The 10,406-nt window shown below is 70.2% G+C and carries 8 protein-coding genes and 1 tRNA gene; 8 read left to right on the forward strand and 1 reads right to left on the reverse strand.

Features of this window, described 5'->3' with window-relative positions; genetic code table 11:
- Nucleotides 1-87 precede the first annotated feature (87 nt).
- The 8 genes from CCN42_RS35225 to CCN42_RS35265 all read left to right on the forward strand — a co-directional run bounded on the left by CCN42_RS35225 (nucleotide 88) and on the right by CCN42_RS35265 (nucleotide 6,403).
- A complete protein-coding gene (locus tag CCN42_RS35225; protein ID WP_086741448.1) occupies nucleotides 88-879 on the forward strand; it encodes a cell division protein FtsQ/DivIB in 792 nt (263 codons plus the stop codon).
- A 288-nt stretch (nucleotides 880-1,167) separates the two neighbouring features.
- Nucleotides 1,168-2,379: a cell division protein FtsZ gene (ftsZ, locus tag CCN42_RS35235; RefSeq protein WP_086741450.1), complete on the forward strand. Its 1,212-nt coding sequence runs from the start codon at nucleotides 1,168-1,170 to the stop codon at nucleotides 2,377-2,379.
- Nucleotides 2,376-3,107 carry a peptidoglycan editing factor PgeF gene (gene pgeF, locus CCN42_RS35240; protein ID WP_086741451.1) on the forward strand — a complete coding sequence of 244 codons (732 nt, stop codon included), beginning with the start codon at nucleotides 2,376-2,378 and terminating at the stop codon, nucleotides 3,105-3,107. Before ftsZ ends, pgeF begins: the two co-directional genes overlap by 4 nt.
- Before the next feature lie 6 nt (nucleotides 3,108-3,113).
- Nucleotides 3,114-3,833, forward strand: a complete 720-nt coding sequence (locus tag CCN42_RS35245; RefSeq protein WP_086741452.1) for a YggS family pyridoxal phosphate-dependent enzyme — start codon at nucleotides 3,114-3,116, stop codon at nucleotides 3,831-3,833.
- A 128-nt stretch (nucleotides 3,834-3,961) separates the two neighbouring features.
- A complete protein-coding gene (locus tag CCN42_RS35250; protein ID WP_086171062.1) occupies nucleotides 3,962-4,603 on the forward strand; it encodes a cell division protein SepF in 642 nt (213 codons plus the stop codon).
- A 74-nt stretch (nucleotides 4,604-4,677) separates the two neighbouring features.
- Nucleotides 4,678-4,962, forward strand: coding sequence for a YggT family protein (locus CCN42_RS35255; protein ID WP_007448661.1), 285 nt, complete (start codon nucleotides 4,678-4,680; stop codon nucleotides 4,960-4,962).
- A 53-nt stretch (nucleotides 4,963-5,015) separates the two neighbouring features.
- Complete coding sequence (locus CCN42_RS35260) at nucleotides 5,016-6,164, forward strand: DivIVA domain-containing protein (protein WP_086741453.1); 1,149 nt, start codon at nucleotides 5,016-5,018, stop codon at nucleotides 6,162-6,164.
- A gap of 165 nt (nucleotides 6,165-6,329) precedes the next feature.
- A tRNA-Ala gene (locus CCN42_RS35265) sits at nucleotides 6,330-6,403 on the forward strand.
- Between the two features lie 98 nt (nucleotides 6,404-6,501).
- Here the strand turns inward: CCN42_RS35265 and ileS are convergent.
- On the reverse strand, nucleotides 6,502-9,648 hold the full coding sequence (gene ileS, locus CCN42_RS35270; protein WP_086741454.1) for an isoleucine--tRNA ligase: 3,147 nt from the start codon (nucleotides 9,646-9,648) through the stop codon (nucleotides 6,502-6,504).
- Between the last annotated feature and the right edge of the window lie 758 nt (nucleotides 9,649-10,406).

The following is a 10,406-nucleotide window of genomic DNA, read 5'->3' on the forward strand; positions in this document are numbered from 1 at the left end:
GCTCGTCGGCATGGTGTACGAGGCGATCGCCGCCCACCGTGCACACCGATAGGAACCGGATTTCCATGTGAGCGGAAGGCAGGGAGCGTGGCCGGACCCACCACCGCGCAGCGCGGTGCACGCCAGCAGGAGTCGTCCGGCCCGCCCCCCGCCCGGCGGCCGCGGCCGCCCCGGCCCCGCACCATCGTCGTCCTCGCCGTCGTCCTGGCGCTGCTCGGCGCGGGCGGCTGGGTGCTGTACGGCTCGCAGTGGCTGCGCGTGGAACGCGTCTCCGTCTCGGGCACCCGGGTGCTCGGCCCCGAGCAGGTGCGCGAGGCCGCCGACGTCCCCCTGGGGGAGCCTCTCGTTTCGGTCGACACCGAGGCGATGGAGAGTCGGCTGCGCCAGGAATTGCCCAGAATCGACGAGATTGATGTGGTCCGTTCCTGGCCGCGGGGAATCGGCCTGGAAGTCACCGAACGAACTCCGGTACTGGTCGTCGAAAAGGGCCGGAAGTTTGTGGAAGTGGACGATGAGGGTGTCCGTTTCGCCACGGTTTCTGACGCCCCGAAAGGTGTTCCACTCCTGGAATTGAAGCCCTCCCGGTCCCGTTCCGCGTCGGCCAGCCTGCGCCGCTTCGGCGAGCCCCGGCTGGTGCGCGAGGCGGTGCGGGTGGCGGGCGCCCTCCCGGCGGCGGTCGCGCGCCGGACGCGGACGGTCGAGGTCCGCTCCTTCGACGACATCACGCTGAAGTTGGCCGGCGGCCGGACCGTCGCCTGGGGGAGCGGCGAGAAGGGGGCCGCGAAGGCCCGTACGCTGACCGCTCTCATGAAAGCGGCCCCCGATGCACGGCACTTCGACGTGAGCGTCCCCACCGCCCCGGCGTCATCAGGGAGTTGACGCACATCAGCGCAGGCCAGCACCCTGGTTGGGCACCGCTACGGCTGATCACATAGGGTGAAAAGAAAAACGGGAGGTTCGGCGTGTTCGTTGAACGTGCGCCACTTGTCGACTTAGTGTCCTGTTCAGAAGACTCCAGGGAACAGACACACTGGTAACCCTAAACTTCAACGTTAGGGTTCGGGTCGGCGAAACGGACCGTCCCATTCGGCATCAGTCGTCGGATCGCGCGGGCGCAGTGCCCACGGCGATGCGGCGACACGTAACTCGAGGCGAGAGGCCTTCGACGTGGCAGCACCGCAGAACTACCTCGCAGTCATCAAAGTCATCGGTGTCGGCGGCGGTGGTGTCAATGCCATCAACCGGATGATCGAGGTCGGTCTCAAGGGCGTCGAGTTCATCGCCATCAACACCGACGCGCAAGCTCTGTTGATGAGCGACGCCGACGTCAAGCTGGACGTCGGCCGTGAACTCACCCGCGGACTCGGCGCCGGAGCCAACCCGGCCGTCGGCCGCAAGGCCGCCGAGGACCACCGCGAGGAGATCGAGGAGGTCCTCAAGGGGGCCGACATGGTCTTCGTGACGGCCGGTGAAGGCGGCGGCACCGGCACCGGCGGCGCGCCCGTCGTGGCCAACATCGCACGCTCCCTCGGCGCGCTCACCATCGGCGTGGTCACGCGCCCGTTCACCTTCGAGGGACGGCGCCGCGCGAACCAGGCCGAGGACGGCATCGCCGAACTGCGCGAAGAGGTCGACACCCTCATCGTCATCCCGAACGACCGTCTGCTGTCCATCTCGGACCGCCAGGTCTCGGTCCTCGACGCCTTCAAGTCGGCGGACCAGGTCCTGCTCTCCGGCGTTCAGGGCATCACCGACCTCATCACCACCCCCGGCCTGATCAACCTGGACTTCGCCGACGTCAAGTCGGTCATGTCCGAGGCCGGTTCCGCCCTCATGGGCATCGGCTCGGCCCGCGGCGACGACCGCGCGGTGGCCGCGGCCGAGATGGCCATCTCCTCCCCGCTCCTCGAGGCGTCCATCGACGGCGCCCGGGGTGTGCTGCTCTCCATCTCCGGCGGCTCCGACCTCGGCCTGTTCGAGATCAACGAGGCCGCCCAGCTGGTCAGCGAGGCCGCCCACCCCGAGGCCAACATCATCTTCGGCGCGGTCATCGACGACGCCCTCGGTGACGAGGTGCGGGTCACCGTGATCGCGGCCGGCTTCGACGGCGGCCAGCCGCCGGCCCGCCGGGACAACGTCCTCGGCTCGGCCTCCTCCTCCTCCTCCGCCCCGGCCCGCCGCGAGGAGCCCGCTCCGGCCCGGCAGCCGGAGAGCCGCCCGTCGTTCGGCTCGCTCGGCAGCGTCACGCCGAAGGAGGAGCCGGAGCCCGCGCCGGAGCCGGTGAACGACATCCCGGTCGCCCCGCCGGTCACGCCGGCGCCGCGGACCTACACGGACAGCGCGGCCGAGGAGCTGGACGTCCCGGACTTCCTGAAGTGATAGGACAGCGCGAGAGCGTGAGCGGCGCGCACTTCGCCTTCACCGACCGGTGGGGCGGGGTGAGCGCCGCTCCGTATGAGGAGCTGAACCTCGGCGGCGCGGTCGGCGACGACCCGGGCGCCGTGACGGCCAACCGGGAACTGGCGGCGAAGTCGCTGGGGATCGACCCGGCCCGGGTTCTCTGGATGCACCAGGTGCACGGCAACGACGTGGCGGTGGTGGACGGCCCCTGGGGCTCCACGGCCGAGATCCCCCCGGTGGACGCGGTGGTCACCGCCCGGCGGGGCCTCGCCCTCGCCGTCCTCACGGCCGACTGCACGCCCGTCCTGCTCGCGGACCCGGTCGCCAAGGTGGTGGCCGCCGCCCACGCGGGCCGGCCCGGGATGGTCGCGGGGGTCGTTCCCGCCGCCGTCCGGGCCATGACGGAACTCGGCGCCGAACCCTCCCGGATCGTGGCCCGGACCGGACCCGCCGTCTGCGGCCGGTGCTACGAGGTGCCGGAGGCGATGCGTGCCGAGGTGGCCGCCGTCGAACCGGCGGCGCACGCCGTCACGAGCTGGGGCACGCCGGCGGTCGACGTGACCGCCGGGGTGCACGCGCAGCTCGACCGGCTCGGGGTGCACGACCGGGCGCAGTCGCCGGTGTGCACGCTGGAGTCGCACGACCACTTCTCTTACCGCCGCGACCGCACCACCGGTCGGCTCGCGGGCTATGTCTGGCTGGACTGATAGGGCATGACGGACCGTAGGGACGAACTCGCCGCAAATCTGGCGCGGGTCGAGGAGCGCATCACCGCCGCCTGCGCGGCGGCGGGGCGGGGGCGTGAGGAGGTGACCCTGATCGTGGTCACCAAGACCTACCCCGCGAGCGATGTGCGGATCCTGTCCGAACTCGGCGTGCGCCACGTCGCCGAGAACCGTGACCAGGACGCGGCACCCAAGGCCGCGCAATGCTCGGATCTGCCCCTTTCCTGGCACTTCGTCGGCCAGTTGCAGACCAACAAGGTCCGTTCCGTGGTCGGTTACGCGGATGTGGTGCAGTCCGTCGACCGGGACCGGCTGGTGACGGCGCTCTCCAAGGAGGCCGTGCGGGCCGGACGGGAGATCGGCTGCCTGATCCAGGTCGCCTTCGACGCGGGAGCCGGTGGCCGGGGCGAGCGGGGCGGCGTGGCGCCGGAGGGCGTCGAGGAGTTGGCCGGTCTGATCGCCGGCTCCCCCGGGCTGCGGCTCGACGGGCTGATGACGGTCGCACCTCTGACCGGTGAGTACGCCGGGCGGCAACAGGCGGTGTTCGAGCGGTTGATGGATTTGTCGACCGACCTGCGCCGCGCTCATCCGGCTGCGAACATGGTCTCGGCAGGGATGAGTGCGGACCTCGAACAGGCCGTGGCCGCCGGAGCGACACATGTACGCGTCGGCACCGCGGTACTCGGAGTCCGCCCCAGGCTCGGGTAACGTCGCCAGGAAGTCGGACCACAGCAGAAAATATGGTCATTACCGTCGAAGGGCGGGCGTACGACCTCGTGGATCGCGGGCACTTGCCAGTCGTCAGCCGATCCACCACAGAGCGGAGGACTCAGAGCATGGCCGGCGCGATGCGCAAGATGGCGGTCTACCTCGGCCTCGTGGAGGACGATGGGTACGACGGCCGGGGCTTCGACCCCGATGACGACTTCGAGCCCGAACTGGACCCGGAGCCCGAACGAGATCATCGGCGGCACGAACCGTCCCACCAGTCGCACGGTTCACACCAGCCCCAAAGGGAAGAATCGGTGCGAGTCGTGCACCCTCCGGCGCCCCGCGAGCCGGTGGCGCACTCCGCTTCGCTCCCCGCGGAATCCGGACGTCCGGCGCGCATCGCGCCCGTGGCGTCCATCACACAAGAACGCGCAAGCCTGGAGAAGAACGCACCGGTGATCATGCCCAAGGTCGTGTCGGAACGAGAGCCGTACCGGATCACCACGCTCCACCCGCGGACCTACAACGAGGCCCGTACCATCGGGGAACACTTCCGTGAGGGCACCCCGGTGATCATGAATCTGACTGAGATGGACGACACAGACGCGAAGCGACTTGTCGACTTTGCGGCCGGTTTGGTGTTTGGTCTTCACGGCAGCATCGAGCGGGTGACGCAGAAGGTGTTCCTGTTGTCGCCTGCTAACGTCGATGTCACGGCGGAGGACAAGGCCCGCATCGCAGAGGGCGGGTTCTTCAACCAGAGCTGAGACGCACGACCGGAAAAAGCGGTACAAAGCAGTAGCCGCACAGCACAGGAAACAGGGGAGAGGGAAGCACGGGCATGAGCGTGGTCCTGGATGTCGTCTACATCGCGCTGATGTGCTTCCTCATCGTGCTCATCTTCCGGTTGGTCATGGACTACGTCTTCCAGTTCGCCCGCTCGTGGCAACCCGGCAAGGCGATGGTGGTCGTTCTGGAGGCCACCTACACTGTCACTGATCCACCGCTCAAGCTTCTGCGGCGGTTCATTCCGCCGCTGCGTCTCGGGGGCGTGGCGCTCGACCTGTCCTTCTTCGTACTGATGATCATCGTCTACATCCTGATCTCGATCGTGAGCCGGCTGTGAGCGATGTGACCTACCGTCTTGCCGAATGCCGACGACTACGTTGAGGTGAAGAGATGCCGTTGACCCCCGAGGACGTGCGGAACAAGCAGTTCACGACCGTCCGCCTCCGAGAAGGCTATGACGAGGACGAGGTCGATGCCTTCCTCGACGAGGTCGAAGCCGAACTGACCCGTCTGCTCCGCGAGAACGAGGATCTGCGCGCCAAGCTGGCCGCGGCCACCCGCGCCGCCGCGCAGAACCAGCAGAACATGCGCAAGCCGCAGGAGCAGCAGGACCAGCAGCAGCCTCAGCAGGGTATGCCCCAGCAGGGCATGCCGCAGCAGGGCATGCCGCAGCAGGGCATGCGAGGTCCCGGCGCTCCGGTGCCCGCCGGCATATCGGGCCCGCCGCAGCAGCAGATGGGCGGCCCCATGGGTGGCCCGCCCCAGCTGCCGAGCGGTGCCCCGCAGCTGCCCGCCGGCCCCGGCGGTCAGGGTCCGCAGGGTCCCGGCCCGATGGGTCAGGGTCCGATGGGCCAGGGCGGCCCGATGCAGGGCCAGATGGGTCCGGGTCCGATGGGCGGCCCCATGGGCGGTCCGATGGGCGGCCCCGGTCAGGGCCCCGGCGGCGACAGCGCCGCCCGCGTGCTCTCGCTGGCCCAGCAGACCGCCGACCAGGCGATCGCCGAGGCCCGTTCCGAGGCCAACAAGATCGTCGGCGAGGCGCGTTCGCGTGCCGAGGGTCTGGAGCGTGACGCCCGTGCCAAGGCCGACGCCCTGGAGCGGGACGCGCAGGAGAAGCACCGTGTCGCGATGGGCTCCCTGGAGTCCGCCCGCGCCACGCTGGAGCGCAAGGTCGAGGACCTGCGCGGCTTCGAGCGCGAGTACCGCACGCGCCTGAAGTCGTACCTGGAGTCGCAGCTGCGTCAGCTGGAGACTCAGGCCGACGACTCCCTGGCTCCGCCGCGCCAGCCCGCGACCGCGTCCCTCCCGCCGTCCCCGGCGCCCTCGATGGCACCGGCCGGCGCGAGCGCCCCGTCGTACGGCGGCAACCAGTCGATGGGGGGTGCGCCGAGCCCGTCCGCTCCGTCCTACGGCGGTCAGCAGCAGATGTCCCCGGCCATGACCCAGCCGATGGCGCCGGTCCGGCCGCAGGGTCCGTCGCCGATGGGCCAGGCTCCCTCGCCGATGCGTGGGTTCCTGATCGACGAGGACGACAACTGACAGTGCGTGGCACGGCGTAGCCGTCGGCAGCGTTCAGGGCGGGGCCCCGGATCGAGATCCGGGGCCCCGCCCTTTTTCGCGGGGGCGCCCGGGAGCGCGCAGGGCGCTCGGATTCTTCCGGGGCGCCTGGTGCACCGGGGCGCATGGGGTCGCGTAGGGTGCTCGGGGGCGCGTAGCGCAGAGGTGGTCGCGCCTCGATGGCATCGAGGAGGACGCCGGTTCGAACCCGGCCCGCCCTGCTTGCTCGTCGCCCTTCCGTGACCTGTGACGACGTGCGACGCGAAAGGCCCGGCCCCCCGTCACGGGAGGCCGGGCCTTCGTGTCGTCCGCCGGAGCCTTACGCCTTGCGCAGGCGGAAGGTCAGGGACAGACCCTCGTCGGTGAACGGCTCGCCGTAACCGGCGTCCGCCTCGCCCTGGGCGAAGTCCGTGGCCAGGACCTCGTCGGCGATCAGCGCGGAGTGCTCGGCCAGGGCGGCGACGACCGCCGGGTCCGTGGCCGTCCAGCGCAGCGCGATCCGGTCGGCCACGTCGAGGCCGCTGTTCTTGCGGGCCTCCTGGATCAGCCGGATCGCGTCACGGGCGAGACCGGCCTGGCGCAGCTCCTCGGTGATCTCCAGGTCCAGGGCGACCGTGGCACCCGCGTCGGACGCCACCGACCAGCCCTCACGCGGGGTCTCGGTGATGATCACCTCGTCCGGGGCCAGGGTGATCGTCTCGCCGTCGACCTCCACGGAGGCGTTGCCCTCGCGCAGTGCCAGCGACAGCGCCGCCGCGTCGGCGTCGGCGATCGCCCTGGCGACGTCCTGCACCCGCTTGCCGAACCGCTTGCCGAGAGCGCGGAAGTTCGCCTTGGCGGTCGTGTCGACCAGGGAGCCGCCGACCTCGCTCAGCGACGCGAGCGACTCGACGTTCAGCTCCTCGGTGATCTGGGTGTGCAGCTCGCGGTCGAGCGCCTCGAAGCCGGTCGCCGCGATCAGCGCGCGCTTCAGCGGCTGGCGGGTCTTGACGCCCGACTCCGCGCGCGTGGCGCGCCCCAGCTCCACCAGGCGGCGCACCAGCACCATCTGCCGCGACAGTTCAGGGTCGATCGCGCCGAGGTCGGCCTCCGGCCAGGACGACAGGTGCACCGACTCCGGCGCGCCCGGGGTGACCGGCACGATCAGGTCCTGCCAGACCCGCTCGGTGATGAACGGGGTCAGCGGCGCCATCAGCTTGGTGACCGTCTCGACGACCTCGTGCAGGGTGCGCAGCGCGGCCTTGTCGCCCTGCCAGAAACGGCGGCGGGAGCGGCGGACGTACCAGTTCGACAGGTCGTCGACGAACGCCGACAGCAGCTTGCCGGCGCGCTGGGTGTCGTACGCCTCCAGCGCCTGGGTCACCTGGTCGGTGAGGGCGTGGAGTTCGCTGAGGAGCCAGCGGTCCAGCAGCGGGCGGTCGGCGGGGGCCGGGTCCGCCTCGGACGGCGCCCAGTTCGACGTGCGCGCGTACAGGGCCTGGAAGGCGACCGTGTTCCAGTAGGTGAGGAGCGTCTTGCGGACGACCTCCTGGATGGTGCCGTGACCGACCCGGCGGGCCGCCCAGGGGGAGCCGCCGGCCGCCATGAACCAGCGGACCGCGTCCGCGCCGTGCTGGTCCATCAGCGGGATCGGCTGGAGGATGTTGCCCAGGTGCTTGGACATCTTCCGGCCGTCCTCGGCGAGGATGTGGCCGAGGCAGACGACGTTCTCGTACGACGACTTGTCGAAGACGAGGGTGCCGACCGCCATCAGCGTGTAGAACCAGCCGCGGGTCTGGTCGATGGCCTCGGAGATGAACTGCGCCGGGTACCGGCTCTCGAACAGCTCCTTGTTCTTGTACGGGTAGCCCCACTGCGCGAACGGCATCGAGCCCGAGTCGTACCAGGCGTCGATGACCTCCGGCACGCGCACCGCTTCGAGGGAGCAGCCCTCGTGGGTGCAGGTGAAGGTGACGTCGTCGATGAACGGGCGGTGCGGGTCGAGGCCCGACTGGTCGGCGCCGGTCAGCTCGGACAGCTCCGCGCGGGAGCCGACGCAGGTGAGGTGGCCCTCCTCGCAGCGCCAGATCGGCAGCGGGGTGCCCCAGTAGCGGTTGCGGGAGAGCGCCCAGTCGATGTTGTTGTTCAGCCAGTCGCCGAAGCGGCCGTGCTTGACCGTGTCCGGGAACCAGTTGGTCTTCTCGTTCTCCTGGAGCAGGCGGTCCTTGACGGCCGTCGTGCGGATGTACCAGGAGGGCTGCGCGTAGTACAGCAGCGCGGTGTGGCAGCGCCAGCAGTGCGGGTAGCTGTGCTCGTACGGCAGGTGCTTGAAGAGCAGACCGCGCGCGCCGAGGTCCTCGGTGAGGGCTTCGTCGGCCTTCTTGAAGAAGACGCCGCCGACCAGGGGCAGGTCCGCCTCGAAGGTGCCGTCCTGACGGACCGGGTTCACCATCGGCAGGCCGTAGGCGCGGCAGACCTTGAGGTCGTCCTCACCGAAGGCGGGGGACTGGTGGACCAGACCCGTGCCGTCCTCGGTGGTGACGTAGTCGGCGTTGACCACGAAGTGCGCCTCTGCCGGGAACGCCACCAGCTCGAACGGGCGCTGGTACGTCCAGCGCTCCATCTCGGCGCCGGTGAAGGACTGGCCGGTGGTCTCCCAGCCCTCGCCGAGCGCCTTGGCGACCAGCGGCTCGGCGACGACCAGCTTCTCCTCGCCGTTCGTCGCGACGACGTAGGTGACCTCGGGGTGCGCGGCCACGGCCGTGTTGGAGACCAGGGTCCACGGGGTGGTCGTCCAGACCAGCAGGGCGGCCTCGCCGGCCAGCGGGCCGGAGGTCAGCGGGAAGCGGACGTAGACCGACGGGTCGACGACCGTCTCGTAGCCCTGCGCCAGCTCGTGGTCGGACAGCCCGGTGCCGCAGCGGGGGCACCAGGGGGCGACACGGTGGTCCTGGACCAGGAGTCCCTTGTTGAAGATCTCCTTCAGCGACCACCAGACCGACTCGATGTACTCGGGGTCCATCGTGACGTAGGCGTCGTCGAGGTCGACCCAGTAGCCCATGCGGGTCGTCAGCTCGGAGAAGGCGTCGGTGTGGCGGAGCACGGACTCGCGGCACCTGGCGTTGAACTCGGCGATGCCGAACGCCTCGATGTCCTGCTTGCCGGAGAAGCCCAGCTCCTTCTCGACCGCCAGCTCGACCGGCAGCCCGTGGCAGTCCCAGCCCGCCTTGCGGGCCACGTGGTAGCCGCGCATGGTGCGGAAGCGGGGGAAGACGTCCTTGAAGACGCGCGCCTCGATGTGGTGGGCGCCGGGCATGCCGTTGGCGGTGGGCGGGCCTTCGTAGAACACCCACTCGGGGCGGCCCTGGGACTGCTCCAGGCTCTTGGCAAAGATCTTCTGCTCGCGCCAGAAGTCGAGCACGGCGTGCTCGAGCGCGGGCAGGTCGACCTGAGCGGGCACCTGGCGGTACGTCGGCGCTGTCGTCATCAGCGATCTTCCTCCGGCGGACTTGCTGCCTTCCGTCGGAGGGACGAGAGCTAGGTCTTCCTACGCCGTCTTCGGCGCGCTCCCGCGGTACCACCCTCCTTGGCTCTCCGGGGCAGGTCAGTGCCTCGGCGAGCCCCCTCATTGGGGTCGCGATGCCGGTTCTACTGGCCGCTGCCCTGGGCTGCGGTTTTCTTCCGGCGGCTCCGGGGTGATCTTCACGTCGCGCGCGCCCCCGGGCTCCCACCGTCCCCGGGTCGCTCTGGGCTGCCTACGCCGCTACTCGTCCCCATCCACGCTTTTCGCTCCGCCCAGTGTACGGCGCCCCGAGGACAGCGGCCGACCGGTTTTGCGGCGGGTGCGACGCGGTGCTGGGGATGCCCCGAATGGGCAGGTGCGGTGCCCCGGATCCGGGGAAGTGGGACTCGGCGGCATACCCCGCGGGGAGCTGGGCACAACGCATGCATGCCGGTCACGCGGGGGTCGTGGGGCGGGCGAATCGGGCGGCGTGCCCCGTTGCCGCGGGACTCAAGTCGATTTATCGTCCCAGCACGATTCGCGTGCAAGATCACAATATGTGAAGGGGCCGCGGCCATGGTGGCGAAGAAGACCGCCGTACAGCAGTCGGCGTCGGGCGGGCCCACAGGCGCCGGTGCCTCCGGCGGTGCGGCCAAGGACGTGAGCGGCAAGAAGAGCACGCGGGGCGTCGGCGGGGCGGGCGCGAAGCGTGCGGTGAACGCCGTGAAGGCGGTGCGGGGGGA

This window comes from Streptomyces glaucescens, assembly GCF_002154375.1.
In the GTDB taxonomy this organism is placed as follows: Bacteria; Actinomycetota; Actinomycetes; order Streptomycetales; family Streptomycetaceae; genus Streptomyces; species Streptomyces glaucescens.